This is a genomic window from Streptomyces sp. NPDC048001 (assembly GCF_043203115.1).
Classification (GTDB): domain Bacteria; phylum Actinomycetota; class Actinomycetes; order Streptomycetales; family Streptomycetaceae; genus Streptomyces; species Streptomyces sanyensis.
Map to the genome: position 1 here is coordinate 1 of NZ_JBIDBN010000016.1, position 16323 is coordinate 16323.

Below are 16323 nucleotides of genomic sequence, written 5' to 3' on the forward strand. Positions count from 1 at the left end.
GGGGGTGGGGGGGGGGGGGGGGGGGGGGGGGGGGGGGGGGGGGGGGGGGGGGGGGCCCCGGGGGGGGGGGCGGGGGGGGGGGGGCCCGCGGGGGGGGGGGGGCCACCGCCCCGCACACCCCGCACCATGCAGCACGCACGCATCACGAAGGAGTGAACGCCCCGATGGTGTTCAAACGCCTGCTCGGCTCGCTCGGGGTCGGCGGCCCGTCCGTCGACACGGTCCTCGACCCGGGGGCGGTGACTCCCGGCGGCAGTCTGACCGGCGAGATCCGCCTGAAGGGCGGCGGTGCGGAGTTCGAGGTCGAGCACCTCACCCTGGAGCTCCTGGCCCGCGTCGAGGCCGAGACCGACGACGGCGAGTACGACGGCACCGTCGTCTTCGAGCGGTTCACCGTCGGCGGCGGGTTCCGGCTCGGCGAGGACGAGGAGCGCACTCTGCCCTTCGCCTTCTCCGTCCCCTGGGAGTCCCCCCTCACCGAACTGCACGGCCAGCCGCTCGGCATCGCCCTCGGCCTGCGGACCGAACTCGCGGTGGCGGGCGCCCGGGACAAGGGCGACCTGGACCCGGTCGCGGTGCGCCCGCTGCCGGTCCAGGAGGCGATCCTGGAGGCCTTCGGACGGCAGGGCTTCGGCTTCCGCTCGGCGGACCTGGAGTACGGCCGGATCGGCGGCACGGGCCAGCAGCTGCCCTTCTACCAGGAGATCGAACTCACGCCCTCGCCGCGGTTCGCACACGCCGTGAGCGAGATCGAGGTCACCTTCCTCGCCACGTCCGGCGGTCTGGAGGTGGTGCTGGAGGCCGACAAGCGCGGCGGCGGGCATGACGCGGTGACCCGCTTCACCGTCGGCCTGCACGGCGTCGAGCAGACCGACTGGGACGCGGAGGTCGACGGGTGGGTGCGCCACCTGGTGGAGCACCGCGCCGCCTTCGGCGCCCACGGGGGCCACGGGTCCTACGGCCACCACGGCGACCACAGCGACCACCACGAGGGGCACCGCTCCGGCCCGGGCATGGGCACCGCCGTCGCGGCCGGTGCGGCCGGGCTCGCGGTCGGCGTCGCCGGTGGCATGGTGGCGGCCGAGATCGTCGACGAGGTGGGCGACTTCTTCGAGGGCGACGAGGACGAGGAGGACGGAGGCGAGGAGGGCTGACCCGCCCGCCGCGACCGCCTGGTAACTTCTACACGACTGTAGAACTACGGCGGTTGCCCCGGACCCGTGCCCGGTCGGCACGGGTCCGGTCCGCCCCGACACCCGGGAGCCCTCATGGCACTGTGGGACCGCATCAGGGAGTCCGCATCGACGATGCAGACCCAGCTCGTGGCGAAGAAGAACGACCTCAAGAGCGGAGCCTTCCGCGACGCCTCCATGGCCATGTGCGCGCTCGTCGCCGCCGCCGACGGTGTCGTCGACCCCTCGGAGCGCCGCCGGGTGGCCCAGCTGATCGCCACCAACGAGGTGCTGCAGAACTTCCCCGCCGAGGATCTCCAGCGCCGCTTCGACGCCAACCTGGACAAGCTGGCCGCCGACTTCGACTTCGGCAAGGTGAGCGTCATGCAGGAGGTCGCCAAGGCGAAGAAGAAGCCCGCCGAGGCGCGGGCCGTCATCCAGATCGGCATCGTGATCGGCGGTGCGGACGGCGACTTCGACAAGACCGAGCAGGGCGTCGTCCGGGAGGCCTGCTACGCCCTGGACCTGCCGCCGCACGAGTTCGACCTCTGAGGGCCCGCGCCCCGCGGGGAGCGCGGCGCCCCGGCGGTCCCCCGGGCCGGTGCGCGCCTCACAGCGGTGTGGCCGCCTTCAGCACGAAGAAGAGCGTGACGGCCGAGTTCGCCGAGGACAGCGCCGAGACCGCGGCCCCCGCCGCCGCCCCCCAGGCGGCCAGCCCCACCGTCGTCGCCGCCGGCGGCCACGCCCGGGTCGCCGGCGGGGGCGCCAGCAGTGCGGCCACCCGGCGCGGGACGGGCCCGGCGGAGGCGCCGGCCAGGGTCGGCGCGGGCGCTCCGTGCGAGACCAGGCCCGCCTTGCCGATCGCCCGGGCCACGGTCCGGCGGCTGCCGGTGGCGGCGGCGGCCTCCTCGTCGGCCCAGCGCTCGGCGGTGTAGCCGACCGCCGTGCACAGCGGCCGCAGGAAGGGGTTGGCCCGCGCCGCCAACCGCACCACCAGCAGGAAGCGGTGGTGGCCGCGGGCGAGGTGCGCCCGCTCGTGGGCGAACAGCGCCCGCCGCTCGGGCGCGGAGAGCGCGTCCAGCAGGGCCCGGGTCACCACCACCCGGCCGCCGCCGCGCCCGGGCAGGGCGTAGGCGTAGGGGGTCCCGTCCGGCAGCACCGCCACCCGCCGCGCCGGCAGCGCCGCCAGGGCCCGTTCGGCCCGGCGGCGCACCGCGCGGTGGTGGCCGAGCAGCCGGGCGCAGGACAGCAGGACGGCCGCCAGGGCGGGGATGGCCGCCTTGCCGGCCACCTCGTCGTAGGGGAGGGCCCGGCGCACCTCCGGGTCCGACCAGCCGTCGGGCAGCGGGTTCCCGGGGAGCTGGGCCGTTCCCACGACCACCAGCAGGGCGAGGCACAGGGTGCTGCACACCGCGAGGACGGCGGCGGTCGCGGACAGCAGCCAGGTCGCCGCCCGCGGGTGCAGATGCTGCTCGGCCAGGCGCGCGATCGGCCAGGCGCTGAGCGGAAGGACGAGCGGCAGGAAGACGAAGACCCCCATGCGGTCAGTCTTCCCCGTCCCCCGCCGCCTCTGCCAGCAACTCCCGCAGAAGCTGCTCGTCGTCCGGCCGCAGCGCGGTCACGAAGCTGGCCAGGACCGCCTCCCGGTCGGCTTCCGCGTCCAGCATCCGCCGCATCCGCAGGGCGGCCAGGCCGGCCTCGTCCGCGGTGGGCGTCCACTGGAAGGAACGGCCGGCGCGTTCCCGGGCGACCGCGCCCTTGGTGTGCAGACGCGTGAGGATGGTGACGACGGTGGTGTAGGCGAGGTCGCCCCCGAGGTGCCCCTGGACCCAGGCCGCGTTCACGGCTCCGGGCGCCTCCCGCAGCGCGGCGAGCACCTGGCCCTCCAACTCGCCCTGGGCGCGCCGCCGGTGGTGCCGAGCAGCGGGTCCGTCCTGGTTCCGGCCCGTCATGCCGTCTCCTCCCGTCCGTCCGGCCGCGCGGCGTGCGCCGGGGCGGTTCATCGTACTGACCGGGGGGTCGGGCGCGACGCACGCCGTTCCCCGTGCGTTCGGCGGGACGTCATGGCGCGGACCGCCCTCCCGGGGACGCTGCCGGTCTCCTACAGTGTTGTAGAGGCCGCGGGTGCCGGTGGGAAGCCCGTGGCCGGAGCGGTCGTGGTCCGCCCGGCAGTGGGCCGGGCCCTTCGAGGAAGCGGGACGATGTTCGGTCTCAGTGAGCTCGCGATACTCCTGATCGTGGTCCTCGTCGTGTTCGGTGCGCGCAAGCTCCCGGAGCTGGCACGCAACGCGGGCAGGGCGGCGCGGATCCTCAAGAGCGAGGTGCGGGCGGCGAAGGAGCCGCACGAGGCGCCCGGCGCCCCCGCGGCCCCCGGGGACTCCGGGGTGCTGGAGGGCCGGATCGTCGAGGGCCCCGGGGGCCCGTCCGGAGCGCCCCGACCCTGAACGGCCCCTCGCGGCAGAAGCGCCCCGCCCCTGAACCGCCTTCGCGGCAGAACGGGGCGGCGCCCGCCGCGGTGTGCGGCCCCGGAACGCTCCTCGCGGGGGGAAGGGGAGCGCGTGGAGACACCCGGGGCCGCGTTCACGGCCGTGGTCCCCGGCGCCGTGCTGATCGGCGGGTCGGCCGCGGCCTTCGCACCGGTGGCGGTCGTCGGGTGGCGCCGCAGGGCCGTCGGCGCCCTGGTGCGGGCGGAGGAGGAGCGGGACGCCGCCCGGCGGGGCGGGCCGTCCGGGCCGCGCTCCCCCGGATGACCTCCCGCCGCGCGGCCGTCGGCGCGTCACACCGGACGCGGTGAGGGCGGTTGGGGAGACTGCGGCACATGAACGAGACCATCCAGGCCGTCCTCGAAGGCGGCCCCTCCGAGCTTCCGGAGCGCATCGTCCAGGTCCCCGCTCCGGGGGAGGACGTGAAGGTGCCCTTCCGCGGCGGCTACGAGCACTTCAGGGCGACCATGCGTCAGCAGGACACCGAACGGGGCACACTGCCCGTCTACGAGTGGTGGGAGCGCACCGAGCTGCCGGGCTGACCCTCCGCGTCCGCCCTCCGGCCCCGGTCCGACCCCCGTGCGGCCGGGACCGCGCAGGGCCCGGTCCCGGCCCGGCGCCCCCCGCTCAGTGCGCCGCGCCCGCGGACCCCTCGGCGGCGGCCGCGGCCTCCGCCTCGCGGCTGATGCGCGCGAACTGCTCGCCCATCGCCGCGGAGAGCGCCTGGGCCGCGGAGAGCGGGCGGACCATCACGGTGAACTCGTCGATCAGGCCGTCCTCCCCGAGGTGCAGCATGTCGCAGCCGTGGACGGTGCGGCCGCCGACCCGGGCGGTGAAGACGAGCACATGGTCCCGGCCGCCGGCGTCCTCGATCACGCGGACGTAGCGGAAGTCCTCGAACACCCGCCAGACGCCGCGGAGGATGGCGGTGGTGATCGCCTTGCCCGGATAGGGGCGGAAGGCGACCGGGCTGGTGAAGACGACGTCCTCCGCCAGCAGGGCGGCGATTGCGTCGTGGTCGCCCGCCTCGACGGCCTTGCGGAATGCCTGCATGGTCCTGCTCCCTCGCGTCGGGCCGTCCCTCTGCCTATTCAATTCGTTGAGTAGGTGCGGAAGACAATAATCACCTCGGTGATAGCGTGTCCAGATGTCCCTGAAGCACGCCGTCCTGGCCGCCCTCCTGGAGGGCGAGGCGTCCGGATACGACCTGGCCAAGCTCTTCGACGCGGCCGTGGCCAACTTCTGGTCCGCCACGCCGCAGCAGCTCTACCGGGAACTGGAGCGGCTGGCGGACGAGGAGCTGGTCAGCGCCCGGCTGGTCGCCCAGGAGCGCCGGCCCACCAAGCGGGTCTTCACCCTCACCGAGTCCGGGCTGCAGGCGCTGGCCTCCTTCACGGGGGAACCGCCGCGGCCCACGGCCGTCCGCGACGACCTGCTGGTCAAGATCCAGGCCCTCGACTGCGGCGACCCGGCCGGGGTGCGGGAGCTGGTGGAGGAGCGGGCCGCGTTCTCGCGCGGGAAGCTCGCCCGCTACGAGCGGCTGCGCGAGCGGCTGCTCGACGGCCGGGGCGAGGAGGAGTACCTGCGCCGGGCGGAGCGCGTGGGGCCCTATCTGACGCTCCTGCGGGGGCGGGCGTTCGAGGAGGAGAACCTGCGCTGGTGCGCCCGGGTCCTCGCCGTGCTCGCCGAGCGCGAGGCGGTCCGGGGGGCGGCGGGGCCGCGCTGACCCCGGCGGGTGGACGCGCCCCGGGGGCGTCCCGCGCGGGCGCGGGGTGCGGGCGTCAGGCGAGGGCGATGAACAGGCCCAGGGTCACCAGCGCGAGCAGCCCCCCGCCCAGTCCGAGGGCCACCGAGCGTGCCTCGTCCCCCGGGTCGGTGCCCCCGTCGGCGCGGCGCAGCCCGAGGACGGACCTGGCGATCAGGGTCAGCGCGGCCGCGCAGCAGGCGGCGATGAGTGCGTCGGTCACGCGGCGACGGTCTCACGCACCGTCAGCCGTCGCATCCGGACGGACCCCATCGGGTCCCCCCCGGCCCGCCGGAGAGTTCGGACAGGGTGTCCGAGAGCCAGGTGATCCAGAACGACTCCAGCTCGATCCCGCCCCGCAGCACCACATGCCGGAGCCGGTCCTCGCGGCTGATCCGCCGCTCGGGCGGGAAGTCGCGCCGCTCGATCTCCCGGTAGGCCGCCAACTGCTCCCGGTGCAGGAGGAGATGGCGGCGCAGCTCCTCGTCGAGGTCGGCTCCGCCGCCGGTCGCCGCCGCCGCCCGCAGACGCAGCAGCAGCGGGTCCCGCACGGCGCGCGGCTCCTCCCTGCGGTCCACCCAGGAGGCCAGCTCCTCCCGGCCCGCGGGCAGCACCTCGTACTCCTTGCGCTGCCCGCGGGTCGGCTGGGGGGAGGGGAGGACGCGGATGTGCCCCGCCTGCTCCAGCTTCCCCAGCTCGCGGTAGATCTGCTGGTGGGTGGCCTGCCAGAAGTAGCCGATGGACCGGTCGAAGCGGCGGGTCAGCTCCAGCCCGGACGAGGGCTTCTCCAGCAGGGCCGTGAGGATGGCGTGCGGCAGGGACATGGCCGCATCCTAGGGACGCGCGGCCCGCCCGGCCGCGGCCCCGCTCACAGCTCCGCCGCGAGGCGGGTGCCCTGGTCGATGGCGCGCTTGGCGTCCAGCTCGGCGGCCACGTCCGCGCCGCCGATGACGTGGACGCTGCGGCCGGCGGCGTGCAGCTCCTCGTAGAGCGAGCGCTGCGGCTCCTGGCCGGCGCACAGCACGACGGTGTCCACCCGGAGTACCGAGGGCGTGCCGTCGACGCTGATGTGCAGGCCCTCGTCGTCGATGCGCTCGTAGGCGACCCCGGCGGTCGTGGTCACACCGCGGTGCTTGAGTTCCGTGCGGTGGATCCAGCCCGTGGTCTTGCCGAGCCCGGCGCCGACCTTGCCGGTCTTGCGCTGGAGCAGGTGCACCGTGCGCGGCGGGGCCGGGCGCTCGGGGGCGGTGAGCCCGCCGGGGGCCGCGTAGGAGGTGTCGACGCCCCACTGGCGGAAGTAGGTCTCCGCGTCCAGGCTCGCGCCCTCGCCGCCGTCGGTCAGGTACTCCGCGACGTCGAAGCCGATGCCGCCCGCGCCGATCACCGCGACCCGGTCGCCGACCGGGGCGCCGTCGCGCAGCACGTCGAGGTAGCCGATCACGCTGGGGTGGTCCACGCCCTCGATCACCGGGGTCCGCGGGCTGACGCCGGTGGCGACCACCACCTCGTCGTAGGTGTCCGCCGGGAGGTCCTCGGCGGTGACGCGGGTGCCGAGCCGCACCTCCACCCCGAGCTCGGCGAGCCGGTGGCGGAAGTAGCGCAGCGTCTCGCCGAACTCCTCCTTGCCCGGGATGCGCTTGGCGATGTTGAGCTGGCCGCCGATCTCCGCCGCGGCGTCGAGGAGGGTGACGCGGTGGCCGCGCTCGGCGGCGGAGACGGCGCAGGCGAGCCCCGCGGGCCCGGCGCCGACGACCGCGACCCTCCTGGCGAGCCGGGTGGGCGCCAGGACGAGTTCGGTCTCGTGGCAGGCGCGCGGGTTCACCAGGCAGGAGGTGATCTTCAGGCTGAAGGTGTGGTCCAGGCACGCCTGGTTGCAGCCGATGCAGGTGTTGATGGCCTCGGGGCGTCCGGCCGCGGCCTTGGCGACGAACTCCGGGTCGGCGAGGAAGGGCCGCGCCATGGAGACCATGTCGGCCCGCCCCTCGGCGAGCACCTGCTCGGCCACCTCGGGGGTGTTGATGCGGTTGCTGGTGACGAGCGGGATCGAGACCTCGCCCATCAGCTTCCGGGTGACCCAGGTGTACGCGCCCCGCGGCACCGAGGTGGCGATGGTGGGGATGCGGGCCTCGTGCCAGCCGATGCCGGTGTTGATGAGGGTCGCCCCGGCCTCCTCGACCGCCCGGGCGAGCGTGACGACCTCCTCCAGGGAGGAGCCTCCGGGGACGAGGTCGAGCATGGAGAGCCGGTAGATCAGGATGAAGTCCGGGCCCACGGCCTCGCGGGTCCGCCGGATGATCTCCAGGGGCAGCCGGATGCGGTTCTCGTAGGAACCGCCCCACCGGTCCGTGCGGTGGTTGGTGCGGCTCGCGATGAACTCGTTGACGAAGTAGCCCTCGGAGCCCATGATCTCGACGCCGTCGTAGCCCGCCGACCGGGCGAGGACGGCGGCGCGGACGAAGTCGGCGATCGTCTCCTCGATCTCGTCGTCGGTGAGGGCATGGGGGACGAAGGGGCTGATCGGCGCCTGGATCGCGCTGGGGGCGACGAGGTCCTGGTGGTAGGCGTAGCGGCCGAAGTGCAGGATCTGCAGGGCGATCCGGCCGCCTTCGGCGTGCACGGCGTCCGTGACGGTGCGGTGCTGTGCCGCCTCCTCCTCGGTGGTGAGCTTCGCCCCGCCCTCGTAGGGGCGGCCCTGGTCGTTGGGCGCGATGCCGCCGGTGACGATCAGGCCCACACCGCCGCGGGCGCGCTCGGCGTAGAAGGCGGCCATGCGCTCGAAGCCCTGGTCGGCCTCCTCCAGGCCCACGTGCATGGAGCCCATCAGGACGCGGTTGGGCAGGGTGGTGAAGCCCAGGTCGAGCGGGCTCAGCAGATGGGGGTACGGCGTCGGCGCGGGCCGGGTGGTGGGCGTACTCATCGGAGCCTCCTCGCTCGGGTGTCGAGAACGTTGTAGTCGGCTCCGGGATGGTTTTGCAACAAAGTGCAAAATGAAGTGCGTCACCGTAGCCCATCGCGGCCGTATGAATGGTCCGACAAGTCCATCTATCAGCCATACGGGTGATATTGGTTAAACGCCCCGCTTCCTTCCCTCTACCGTGGCGCTCGTGGCGGGATGGCAGCAGATGAGCGCACTGGGGGTCGCGGCTGTTCTCGGGGCGCAGGGGGTGGCGATCGCGGCCTCCGTGCCCGAGGAGGCCAACGCGGCCGAGCGGCGGAAGGTGTCGGCCGGGACCCCCGAACGGCAGGTGGGGGACCGCCGGCCGGGGCGGCCGGGTGCGGGCCCTCCCGCGGGCTCGGTCACCGTGACCCTGCCCGGTTCGCACGGCGCGCACGCCTCGGTGGTCGTCTCAAGCGGCCACTGCCCCCCGCCCGGGCCCCCGGAGCCCCCGCCCGAGCCGCCCGTGCCCTCGCCCGAGCCTCCGCAGCCGACTCCGGAGCCCCCGGCCCCCGAGCCGCCCGCGCCCTCGCCCTCGCCCTCGCCCTCGCCGGAGCCTCCGCGGCCCGAACCGGTGCCGGAACCCGAACCCGAACCCGAGCCCCCCGCCCCCGCACCGGAGCCCGCCGCCGAGCAGCCCCCGCCTCCGGCGGCCCCCGCGCCACCGGAGCGGCCCCCCGCGCCCCTGCCGGCGCCCGCCCCGGCCCCCGCGCCACCGCCTGCGGCCGCCCCGCCGCCCGAGGCGGCGCCGGTGGTCATCCGCCGCCACCGCCCGGCGGGCCAGGGGCCCGAGGCGGACGGCACGCCGCTCACCGTGCTGATGCTGGTCACCACCACCCCCGCGGTCCTCGCGGCCGCCCTGCTGCGCCCCCGGGCGCACTCGGCCGCGCGCCGCGGGCGCTGACGCGGGGCCGGGGCCCGCCCCGGCCGGTCGCCGCCCGCCGCACCTCCTGCCCTGCCCCGTCGCACCCCCACGGAGAAGCCCCCATGTCCGACTGGCTCGTCCTGGCCACCGTGATGGCGGCCGCCTGCGCCGTCGTCCTCGTCGTCACCGTCCTCAGTCAGCGCCGGCTGCAGGGCGCTGCGGACGGCCCGGCCCCCGCCCCGCGGCAGGAGACGCCCGACGTGCTCGAGTACATGGTGATGATGGTCGGCGTGGTCTACGCGATCGTCCTCGGCCTCGCCATCGCGGGCGTGTGGGAGGCGCGCGGGGCGGCCCAGGACGCGGTGCGCACGGAGGCCCAGGCCCTCCACGAGGTCACCCAGCGCGCCCAGGTCTACCCCGCGGACTACCGGGAGCGGTTGCGCACGGACGTGGACGCCTATGTGAACGAGGTGGTCGCCGGCGAGTGGCCGCGCATGATCGACGAGTCGGAGCTGTCGCCGCGCGGCGCGGAGCTGCTCGCCGCGGTGCGCACCAGCGTGGCCGAGCGCGCCCCGTCCAACGAGCTGGAGGCCCAGGCGTACCAGCCGATGCTGGACCAGGTGGCCCTGGCCGAGGACGCGCGCAGCGCCCGGGCGGAGGGGGCCGGGCAGACCCTGCCGGGCATCGTCTGGTTCGGGCTGATCAGCGGGGCCGTGATCACCGTGGGCCTGATCTTCACCATGCAGATCGGCCGGTCGTTCCGGGAGTTGCTGCTGGCGGGCCTGTTCAGCGCGCTGATCGCGTTCCTGCTCTTCCTGGTGTGGGATTTCGACGCGCCGTTCGGCCGCTCGGGCAGCGAGTCCGCGGACGCCTTCCGCCAGCTCTTCCCGGGGGCCACCGCCCCCTGACCGGGTGCGCCCGGACACCGCCCCTGGCCCGGTGTGCCCGGACACCGCCCCCGTCCCCGCGCCGTCCGCGGGGGGCGGGGGCGGAGCCGTGTCCGCGGGGGCGGGAATAGTGCCCCGGCTCGCCCGGTTGCCGATATAGTTCAACTTTCAATCAACATGGAGGGGTGACCCCATGGAGTTCGGCATCTTCACGGTCGGCGACGTCACGACCGACCCGACCACGGGCCGCACGCCGAGCGAGCACGAGCGGATCAGGGCCACCCTCGCCATCGCGCAGAAGGCCGAGGAGGTGGGGCTCGACGTGTTCGCCACCGGCGAGCACCACAACCCGCCCTTCGTGCCGTCCTCCCCGACGACGCTCCTCGGCTACCTCGCCGCCCGCACCGAGCGGCTGGTGCTGTCCACCTCGACCACGCTGATCACCACCAACGACCCGGTGAAGATCGCCGAGGACTACGCCTACCTCCAGCACCTCGCCGAGGGGCGCGTGGACCTCATGATGGGGCGCGGCAACACCGGACCGGTCTACCCGTGGTTCGGCCAGGACATCCGCCGGGGCATCGAGCTGGCCGTCGAGAACTACGCGCTCCTGCGCAGGCTGTGGCGGGAGGACGTGGTCGACTGGGAGGGGACCTTCCGTACCCCGCTCCAGGGCTTCACCGCCACCCCGAGGCCCCTGGACGGAGTGCCCCCCTTCGTCTGGCACGGCTCGATCCGCTCGCCGGAGATCGCCGAACAGGCCGCGTACTACGGCGACGGCTTCTTCCACAACAACATCTTCTGGCCGATGTCCCACACCAGGAAGATGGTGGACCTCTACCGGCAGCGGTACGCCCACCACGGCCACGGCGGCCCCGAGCAGGCCGTCGTCGGCCTCGGCGGCCAGGTGTTCATGCGCGGCAACTCCCAGGACGCCGTACGCGAGTTCCGGCCGTACTTCGACAACGCCCCGGTGTACGGGCACGGGCCCTCGCTGGAGGACTTCACCGAGCAGACGCCGCTGACGGTGGGCTCGCCGCAGCAGGTGGTCGAGCGCACCCTCGGCTTCCGCGAGGCGGTGGGCGACTACCAGCGCCAGCTGTTCCTCATGGACCACGCGGGCCTGCCGCTGAAGACCGTGCTGGAGCAGCTGGACATCCTCGGCGAGGAGGTCGTCCCCGTGCTGCGCAAGGAGTTCGCCGCCCTGCGGCCCGCGGGTGTGCCCGAGACCGCGCCGCCGCACCCCGCCGTCGCGCGCGGGAGGGTCGCCCCCGCCGCCCCTGCCACCCGCGCCACCCGCAGCGTCGAGGAGGACTGACGCCATGACCGCACCCCGGACCGCCCCCGCCCCCGCCCCCGCCCCCGTGAGGCTCGCCGTCGTCTCGGCAGGGCTCGGCGTCCCGTCCCGGACCCGGCTGCTCGCCGACCGGATCACCGCGTCCGTGCGCGGCGAACTGGCCTCGCGGGAGCGCCCCGTCGAGGTGACCGTCGTCGAACTGCGCGACCTGGCCGTGCCGATCGCCCACCACCTGGTGACCGGCTTTCCGCCGCCCCGGACCGTGCCGACCGCGGTCTACGCGGCCTCCGAGGACTGGGGCGGCGCCGGTGACGCGCTCACCGGGGATCTGCCGGCGCGCATCGGGCGGGCGGCCCGTGAGCTCGCCGTGCTGCTGGACGCCCCGGCCGCCGATCGGGCGCCACAACCCCACCCTGTCGACCTCTTTGCGTAGTTTTGCATAGGCTTGCACCGTGTGCATGGGTTCGTGTGCACGCACCAGGCGGACGGCTGCGGAGGTGGCGACATGGCAGAGGCAGGCAGGATCGTCGTGGGCGTGGACGGTTCCGAACCGTCGGTCAAGGCCCTCAGGTGGGCCGTCCGCCAGGCCGGTCTCAGCGGGGAGACCCTGGAGGCGGTGATCAGCTGGGAGTACCCGGCGGCGGGCTGGGCGGCCATGGTGCCCTCGCTGCCGCCGGACTTCGACCCCGAGGAGATGGCCTCGAAGATCCTCGACGACACCCTGGAGCGGACGCTCGGCGCGGAGGCGGCGGCCTCCGTGCAGCGCACGGTCGTCGTGGGGAACCCCGCGCAGGCGCTGATGGAGCGGGCCGAGGGGGCGGACCTGCTGGTCGTGGGAGACCGCGGCTACAGCGGGTTCAAGGCCGCCCTCCTCGGCTCCGTCGGGCTGCACCTCTCCCAGCACGCGCCCTGCCCCGTGGTGGTGGTCCGCGGCGGCGCCGAGGAGTGAGCGCCGCCGGTCCGGGGCCGCCCGCACGGGCGGCCCCGGACCGGCGCACACGGGCTCACCTGCGGTTGTACAGCCGCATGGTGACGGGACCGAAGACGGCCACGAGCAGGGCGGACCAACCGAGCGACCAGGCGATGTCCGCCGCCGGCCACTCGCCCGCCATCAACTCGCGGACGGCCGTGGCCACATGGGTCACCGGGCTGTTGTTCACGAACGCCTGGAGCCATCCGGGCATCGTCCGCGGGTCGACGAAGACGTTGCTCAGGAAGGTCAGCGGGAAGATCACCATCATGCTGACGCCCATCACCGACTTCTCGGTGCGCAGCAGCAGCCCGAACATCGTCCAGATCCACGAGAACGAGAACGCGAAGACCATCAGCAGGGCCACCCCGAGCAGCACGCCCGCGACCCCTCCGGCGGGGCGGTAGCCGATCAGCAGGCCGACGCCCAGCATGACCGCGGAGGCGATGAGGTAGCGCACCACGTCGCCGAGGAGGTAGCCGACCATCGGCGACGGCCGCCAGATGGGCAGGCTGCGGAAGCGGTCGAAGACCCCCTTGACGATGTCGGTGTTGACCGCGACGCCGGTGTACATCGTGATCATGACGACGCTCATGGTGAGGATGCCGGGCAGCAGGAACTGCACGTACGCCGAGACCGAGCCGGCGATCGCGCCTCCGAAGAGGTACGTGTACATCAGCACCATCATGATCGGGAACGCCGTCACGTCGAACATCTGCTCAGGCACGTGCTTGATCTTGAGCATCGCGCGCCACCCGAAGGTGAGGGATGTCGTCAGGGCGGACGGGCGCGCGGGCCGCTCGGCGGAGAGCAGCAGCGCGGCCAGTTCCTCCGCCCGCGGGGCCTCCCGTTCGAGCTCGGTCTCCTGGGTGGTGGTCGTGGTCGTCATACCGCGCCCCCCTTCCGGTCGGTCAGGGCGAGGAAGACCTCGTCCAGGCTGGGCTGGCCCAGCGCGAAGTTGTCGACGGTGATGCCGCTGCGGGCCAGCTCGGCGAGGGCGTGGGCGGCCTGCTCGGAGGCCCCGCGGTCGCCGCCGTCCACCCGGGCCGTGAGGGCGACCGGGTCCGCGTCGAGCAGGACCTCGGCGCCGAGCGCGGCGGCCAGGACCCGCTCGGCCTCCGGCCGCCGGGCCGGGTCCCGCAGCCGCAGATGGACGGTGCCGGAGCCGACGGAGGCCTTGAGCTCGCCCTTGGTGCCCTCGGCGATCACCCGGCCGTGGTCGATGACGGCGATGCGGGAGGCGAGGTGGTCCGCCTCGTCCAGGTACTGGGTGGTCAGCAGCACGGTGGTGCCCTGGGCGACCACCGCGCGCACGATGTCCCAGACCTGGTTGCGGCTGCGCGGGTCGAGGCCGGTGGTCGGCTCGTCCAGGAAGAGCAGATCGGGCGTGTTGAGGATGGACGCGGCGATGTCGATGCGCCGCCGCATCCCCCCGGAGTAGGCCTTGACCTGCTTGCCCGCCGACCGGCTCAGGCCGAAGGCCTCCAGCAGCTGGGCGGCCCGGTCGCGGGCGGAGGGCTTGGAGTGGCCGAGCAGCCGGGCGAGGAGCACCAGGTTCTCCGTGCCGGTGAGGTCCTCGTCGACGGAGGCGTACTGTCCGGTGAGGCTGACCCGGCTGCGGACCGCGTCGGCCTCCCGGCGCACGTCGTGGCCGAAGACGCGGGCCTCGCCCCCGTCGGGGCGCAGCAGGGTGGCGAGCATCCGGACCGTGGTGGTCTTGCCCGCGCCGTTGGGACCGAGCAGGCCGTAGACGGTGCCGGCGGGCACCCTGAGGTCGACGCCGTCCACGGCCCGGTTGTCGCCGAAGACCTTGACCAGTGCGGTCGTCTCGATCGCGAGGTTCGTACTCATCGTCCGTCCCTTGGTTCCTCTCCGCTTGCGTGGAGAGGGGACCGGCCCGGTCGCGGAAACTCATCGGTCGCCGGTCGCCGGTCGCCGGTCGCCGGTCGCCGGTCGCCCCGGGGCGGCCGGGTCCCCGCGGTCCGGACACGCCGCCGCGCGGCCACCGCCTTCCGGTGACCGCGCCGGGCGGGCCGCTGCCGCGCCCCCGGCGGCGCGCCCCGAGCCGGGGCCGCCGCTCCCGCGCCTGGCCCGGCCCCTACTCCCGCACGTAGAAGCTGTAGAACATGACCACGGTCAGCCCCGCCCCGCAGGCGAGGCCGATACCGGAGGCGCGGAGCACGCTCCCCCCGGCCAGGCTGGTCAGGAACCCGACCGTCGCCCCGAACAGACCGCCGTAGGCGAGGGCCCGCAGTTCGCGGGGGAGCGTGTGCCCCCAGCGCCCCAGGGCGAAGGCGAGCATGCCGAGCACGAGTGCGCAGATGATCCCGACGAGCCACTGCGCGCCGTTGGCGATGCCGCCGTCCTGGAAGCGCAGGATGGAGGCCGCCCAGAGCCCGGCCGTCACCGCGAGCACCGCGGGGAGCACGAATCCGAGCGGGCTGTGGTGCTCCCCGTCGTCCGGCGCGGTCCGGCGGTGCCGCCCGGAGGGCATCGCTGCTTGTGTGGCCATGGCGCAGAACTCCTTCCCTCTCGCCCCGGCGCCTCCCCGCGCGCCCTCCCTAACAGGGCACACCCGCCCGGGCCCGGCGGCAAGTCCGTACAGGTCCGGACCCGCTACCCGCCACGACGTGCGCGGACGGGCCCACCGGGTGAGAGTGAGGGGCGGGAGACCGGGGGCACCGAGTCGGGAGGCCACGAGGATGCGTGCGGTCACGGTCGGCCGCTCCGGTGCGGAGCCGGAGCTGGTCCAGCTGCCCAAGCCGGAGCCCGGCGAGGGCGAGGTGGTCGTCAAGGTCGAGTACGCGGCGCTCAACCCCGCGGACTGGCAGGCCGCCGACGGCCCGGGCCCGGCGACGGCCTTCCCGCTGGTCCTGGGCACGGACTTCGCGGGCCGGGTGGACGTGGTCGGCCCCGGCGAGAACCGCTTCCGCGTCGGTGACGCGGTGTTCGGGCTGGCGCTGCGCCCGGGCGGCTGCGCGGGCAGCTACGCCGAGTACACCGTCGTCCACCAGGACGGGCCGGTCGCCCTGGTGCCCGCGGGGCTCGACCCGGGGACCGCCGCGGCGCTGCCGACCGCCGGGACGGCCGCGGCCCAGCTGCTCGCCGTCACCGGGCTGCGCCGCGGGCAGAGCCTGCTGGTGGTGGGCGCGGCGGGCGGCGTCGGCAGCTGCCTGACCCAGCTCGCCGCCGCCCGCGGCATCCGGGTCGTGGCCCTGGTCCGCGGCGACGAGCGGCGCCGGATGGCCCTGCTCGGGGCCGCCGGGGCCGTGGACGCCACGGCCGGGGACGCGGCAGGGGCCGTGCGCGCCGTGTGCCCCGAGGGGGCCGACGCGGTGGCCGACCTGGTCTCGGGCGACCCGGTCGGCTTCGCCCGGCACGCGGCACACGCCCGGGCGGGCGGGCTGGCCGTCGCCGCGCGGCCGGGCGCCGACCCGGCCGCCCTGACCGGCCCCGTGGAGGGGGTCGCGTTCCGGCTGCACCCCTCGGTGCGGCTGCTGGAGGCGCTCGCGGCCGCGGCGGCCGAAGGCGGGCTCCGGACGCCCCTGGACGCCGAGCTGCCGCTGGAGAAGGCGCCCGGTGCCCTTGCCCAGAACCGTGCGGGCGGCGCCCGCGGGAAGACGGTCTTCGCCGTGTGAGCCACCGCAGCCGGGCCGCCCACCGCCCCGGTGGCGGCCCGGCCCCGAGGAGGAAGGGCCGTCCCATGGACGACGAGGAGATCATCGACGACATCGGCTCGCTGGTGGAGGAGGAGCGCGCCCTGCGGGGCCTCGCGCTGGAGCAGGGCGGGCTCGACGCCGGGCAGCGGGAGCGGCTGCGGGAGCTGGAGATCCGGCTCGACCAGTACTGGGACCTGCTGCGCAGGCGCCGTGCCAAGTCCGAGTACGGCGGCGATCCCGACACCGCGCAGGTGCAGCCCGCCGACGAGGTGGAGAACTACCGCGGCTGACCGGGCCCGGGCGGTGCCGGT

The 16323-nt window shown here is 75.0% G+C and carries 22 protein-coding genes; 13 read left to right on the forward strand and 9 right to left on the reverse strand.

What is annotated here, in order from left to right:
• Window positions 1-164: 164 nt before the first annotated feature.
• Window positions 165-1154, forward strand: coding sequence for a sporulation protein (locus ACGF15_RS26035; RefSeq protein ID WP_392802374.1), 990 nt, complete (start codon window positions 165-167; stop codon window positions 1152-1154).
• 114 nt (window positions 1155-1268) lie between these two features.
• Window positions 1269-1724: a tellurite resistance TerB family protein gene (locus ACGF15_RS26040; RefSeq protein WP_345611848.1), complete on the forward strand. Its 456-nt coding sequence runs from the start codon at window positions 1269-1271 to the stop codon at window positions 1722-1724.
• A gap of 58 nt (window positions 1725-1782) precedes the next feature.
• Here the strand turns inward: ACGF15_RS26040 and ACGF15_RS26045 are convergent, their stop codons facing one another.
• Both ACGF15_RS26045 and ACGF15_RS26050 read right to left on the reverse strand, forming a co-directional pair.
• Complete coding sequence (locus tag ACGF15_RS26045; protein ID WP_392802378.1) at window positions 1783-2712, reverse strand: M56 family metallopeptidase; 930 nt, start codon at window positions 2710-2712, stop codon at window positions 1783-1785.
• A gap of 4 nt (window positions 2713-2716) precedes the next feature.
• Window positions 2717-3124 carry a BlaI/MecI/CopY family transcriptional regulator gene (locus ACGF15_RS26050; protein WP_360650102.1) on the reverse strand — a complete coding sequence of 136 codons (408 nt, stop codon included), beginning with the start codon at window positions 3122-3124 and terminating at the stop codon, window positions 2717-2719.
• Window positions 3125-3373: 249 nt separating this feature from the next.
• On the opposite strand from ACGF15_RS26050, the gene ACGF15_RS26055 reads away from it, so the two are divergent.
• From ACGF15_RS26055 to ACGF15_RS26065, 3 genes are all read left to right on the forward strand, one after another.
• Window positions 3374-3616, forward strand: a complete 243-nt coding sequence (locus ACGF15_RS26055; protein WP_392802381.1) for a twin-arginine translocase TatA/TatE family subunit — start codon at window positions 3374-3376, stop codon at window positions 3614-3616.
• 114 nt (window positions 3617-3730) lie between these two features.
• Complete coding sequence (locus tag ACGF15_RS26060; RefSeq protein WP_392802384.1) at window positions 3731-3922, forward strand: hypothetical protein; 192 nt, start codon at window positions 3731-3733, stop codon at window positions 3920-3922.
• Between the two features lie 68 nt (window positions 3923-3990).
• On the forward strand, window positions 3991-4197 hold the full coding sequence (locus tag ACGF15_RS26065; protein WP_256522458.1) for a DUF5988 family protein: 207 nt from the start codon (window positions 3991-3993) through the stop codon (window positions 4195-4197).
• 85 nt (window positions 4198-4282) lie between these two features.
• On the opposite strand, the gene ACGF15_RS26070 is transcribed toward ACGF15_RS26065, so the two are convergent.
• On the reverse strand, window positions 4283-4708 hold the full coding sequence (locus tag ACGF15_RS26070) for a nuclear transport factor 2 family protein (protein WP_345611837.1): 426 nt from the start codon (window positions 4706-4708) through the stop codon (window positions 4283-4285).
• Between the two features lie 94 nt (window positions 4709-4802).
• Here ACGF15_RS26070 and ACGF15_RS26075 point away from each other — a divergent pair, with 94 nt between their 5' ends.
• Window positions 4803-5381 carry a PadR family transcriptional regulator gene (locus ACGF15_RS26075; protein WP_392802388.1) on the forward strand — a complete coding sequence of 193 codons (579 nt, stop codon included), beginning with the start codon at window positions 4803-4805 and terminating at the stop codon, window positions 5379-5381.
• 55 nt (window positions 5382-5436) lie between these two features.
• Here ACGF15_RS26075 and ACGF15_RS26080 read toward each other — a convergent pair whose 3' ends face one another.
• Genes ACGF15_RS26080 through ACGF15_RS26090 form a run of 3 tightly spaced genes read right to left on the reverse strand, consistent with a single transcriptional unit; the run spans window position 5437 to window position 8316 of the window.
• Window positions 5437-5622 (reverse strand): hypothetical protein, encoded by a 186-nt coding sequence (locus tag ACGF15_RS26080; RefSeq protein WP_345611832.1) that lies wholly within the window; start codon window positions 5620-5622, stop codon window positions 5437-5439.
• 22 nt (window positions 5623-5644) lie between these two features.
• Window positions 5645-6223: a PadR family transcriptional regulator gene (locus ACGF15_RS26085; protein ID WP_392802391.1), complete on the reverse strand. Its 579-nt coding sequence runs from the start codon at window positions 6221-6223 to the stop codon at window positions 5645-5647.
• A 44-nt stretch (window positions 6224-6267) separates the two neighbouring features.
• The gene (locus ACGF15_RS26090) at window positions 6268-8316 is read right to left on the reverse strand and encodes an FAD-dependent oxidoreductase (RefSeq protein WP_392802394.1); all 2049 of its coding nucleotides are present in this window, start codon (window positions 8314-8316) and stop codon (window positions 6268-6270) included.
• Between the two features lie 187 nt (window positions 8317-8503).
• On the opposite strand from ACGF15_RS26090, the gene ACGF15_RS26095 reads away from it, so the two are divergent.
• The 5 genes from ACGF15_RS26095 (at window position 8504) to ACGF15_RS26115 (ending at window position 12332) form a co-directional block, all read left to right on the forward strand.
• On the forward strand, window positions 8504-9238 hold the full coding sequence (locus ACGF15_RS26095; protein ID WP_392802397.1) for a hypothetical protein: 735 nt from the start codon (window positions 8504-8506) through the stop codon (window positions 9236-9238).
• Between the two features lie 83 nt (window positions 9239-9321).
• On the forward strand, window positions 9322-10107 hold the full coding sequence (locus ACGF15_RS26100) for a hypothetical protein (protein WP_345611823.1): 786 nt from the start codon (window positions 9322-9324) through the stop codon (window positions 10105-10107).
• A gap of 172 nt (window positions 10108-10279) precedes the next feature.
• Entirely contained in the window at window positions 10280-11404 is a 1125-nt protein-coding gene (locus tag ACGF15_RS26105) for an LLM class flavin-dependent oxidoreductase (protein ID WP_392802400.1), read from the forward strand.
• 4 nt (window positions 11405-11408) lie between these two features.
• On the forward strand, window positions 11409-11816 hold the full coding sequence (locus tag ACGF15_RS26110) for a hypothetical protein (RefSeq protein ID WP_392802403.1): 408 nt from the start codon (window positions 11409-11411) through the stop codon (window positions 11814-11816).
• Between the two features lie 72 nt (window positions 11817-11888).
• Window positions 11889-12332 (forward strand): universal stress protein, encoded by a 444-nt coding sequence (locus ACGF15_RS26115; RefSeq protein WP_345611815.1) that lies wholly within the window; start codon window positions 11889-11891, stop codon window positions 12330-12332.
• Window positions 12333-12387: 55 nt separating this feature from the next.
• On the opposite strand, the gene ACGF15_RS26120 is transcribed toward ACGF15_RS26115, so the two are convergent.
• The 3 genes from ACGF15_RS26120 to ACGF15_RS26130 all read right to left on the reverse strand — a co-directional run bounded on the left by ACGF15_RS26120 (window position 12388) and on the right by ACGF15_RS26130 (window position 14865).
• Window positions 12388-13242, reverse strand: coding sequence for an ABC transporter permease (locus tag ACGF15_RS26120; RefSeq protein ID WP_345611812.1), 855 nt, complete (start codon window positions 13240-13242; stop codon window positions 12388-12390).
• On the reverse strand, window positions 13239-14204 hold the full coding sequence (locus ACGF15_RS26125; RefSeq protein WP_345611810.1) for an ATP-binding cassette domain-containing protein: 966 nt from the start codon (window positions 14202-14204) through the stop codon (window positions 13239-13241). The genes ACGF15_RS26120 and ACGF15_RS26125 overlap by 4 nt, the downstream gene beginning before the upstream one ends.
• Window positions 14205-14451: 247 nt before the next feature.
• A complete protein-coding gene (locus ACGF15_RS26130; RefSeq protein ID WP_345611808.1) occupies window positions 14452-14865 on the reverse strand; it encodes a hypothetical protein in 414 nt (137 codons plus the stop codon).
• Window positions 14866-15055: 190 nt separating this feature from the next.
• Here ACGF15_RS26130 and ACGF15_RS26135 point away from each other — a divergent pair, with 190 nt between their 5' ends.
• Both ACGF15_RS26135 and ACGF15_RS26140 read left to right on the forward strand, forming a co-directional pair.
• Entirely contained in the window at window positions 15056-15991 is a 936-nt protein-coding gene (locus tag ACGF15_RS26135; protein WP_392802408.1) for an NADP-dependent oxidoreductase, read from the forward strand.
• Between the two features lie 65 nt (window positions 15992-16056).
• Window positions 16057-16302, forward strand: coding sequence for a DUF2630 family protein (locus tag ACGF15_RS26140; protein WP_256522480.1), 246 nt, complete (start codon window positions 16057-16059; stop codon window positions 16300-16302).
• Window positions 16303-16323: the final 21 nt, after the last annotated feature.

What these genes read in the sequence shown, in the direction of transcription:
- ACGF15_RS26035 (WP_392802374.1), top strand. Translation starts at nt 165, where the DNA reads ATGGTGTTCAAACGCCTGCTCGGCTCGCTCGGGGTCGGCGGCCCGTCC.
- ACGF15_RS26040 (WP_345611848.1), top strand. Translation starts at nt 1,269, where the DNA reads ATGGCACTGTGGGACCGCATCAGGGAGTCCGCATCGACGATGCAGACC.
- ACGF15_RS26045 (WP_392802378.1), bottom strand. Translation starts at nt 2,712, where the DNA reads ATGGGGGTCTTCGTCTTCCTGCCGCTCGTCCTTCCGCTCAGCGCCTGG.
- ACGF15_RS26050 (WP_360650102.1), bottom strand. Translation starts at nt 3,124, where the DNA reads ATGACGGGCCGGAACCAGGACGGACCCGCTGCTCGGCACCACCGGCGG.
- ACGF15_RS26055 (WP_392802381.1), top strand. Translation starts at nt 3,374, where the DNA reads ATGTTCGGTCTCAGTGAGCTCGCGATACTCCTGATCGTGGTCCTCGTC.
- ACGF15_RS26065 (WP_256522458.1), top strand. Translation starts at nt 3,991, where the DNA reads ATGAACGAGACCATCCAGGCCGTCCTCGAAGGCGGCCCCTCCGAGCTT.
- ACGF15_RS26070 (WP_345611837.1), bottom strand. Translation starts at nt 4,708, where the DNA reads ATGCAGGCATTCCGCAAGGCCGTCGAGGCGGGCGACCACGACGCAATC.
- ACGF15_RS26075 (WP_392802388.1), top strand. Translation starts at nt 4,803, where the DNA reads ATGTCCCTGAAGCACGCCGTCCTGGCCGCCCTCCTGGAGGGCGAGGCG.
- ACGF15_RS26085 (WP_392802391.1), bottom strand. Translation starts at nt 6,223, where the DNA reads ATGTCCCTGCCGCACGCCATCCTCACGGCCCTGCTGGAGAAGCCCTCG.
- ACGF15_RS26090 (WP_392802394.1), bottom strand. Translation starts at nt 8,316, where the DNA reads ATGAGTACGCCCACCACCCGGCCCGCGCCGACGCCGTACCCCCATCTG.
- ACGF15_RS26100 (WP_345611823.1), top strand. Translation starts at nt 9,322, where the DNA reads ATGTCCGACTGGCTCGTCCTGGCCACCGTGATGGCGGCCGCCTGCGCC.
- ACGF15_RS26105 (WP_392802400.1), top strand. Translation starts at nt 10,280, where the DNA reads ATGGAGTTCGGCATCTTCACGGTCGGCGACGTCACGACCGACCCGACC.
- ACGF15_RS26110 (WP_392802403.1), top strand. Translation starts at nt 11,409, where the DNA reads ATGACCGCACCCCGGACCGCCCCCGCCCCCGCCCCCGCCCCCGTGAGG.
- ACGF15_RS26115 (WP_345611815.1), top strand. Translation starts at nt 11,889, where the DNA reads ATGGCAGAGGCAGGCAGGATCGTCGTGGGCGTGGACGGTTCCGAACCG.
- ACGF15_RS26120 (WP_345611812.1), bottom strand. Translation starts at nt 13,242, where the DNA reads ATGACGACCACGACCACCACCCAGGAGACCGAGCTCGAACGGGAGGCC.
- ACGF15_RS26125 (WP_345611810.1), bottom strand. Translation starts at nt 14,204, where the DNA reads ATGAGTACGAACCTCGCGATCGAGACGACCGCACTGGTCAAGGTCTTC.
- ACGF15_RS26130 (WP_345611808.1), bottom strand. Translation starts at nt 14,865, where the DNA reads ATGGCCACACAAGCAGCGATGCCCTCCGGGCGGCACCGCCGGACCGCG.
- ACGF15_RS26135 (WP_392802408.1), top strand. Translation starts at nt 15,056, where the DNA reads ATGCGTGCGGTCACGGTCGGCCGCTCCGGTGCGGAGCCGGAGCTGGTC.
- ACGF15_RS26140 (WP_256522480.1), top strand. Translation starts at nt 16,057, where the DNA reads ATGGACGACGAGGAGATCATCGACGACATCGGCTCGCTGGTGGAGGAG.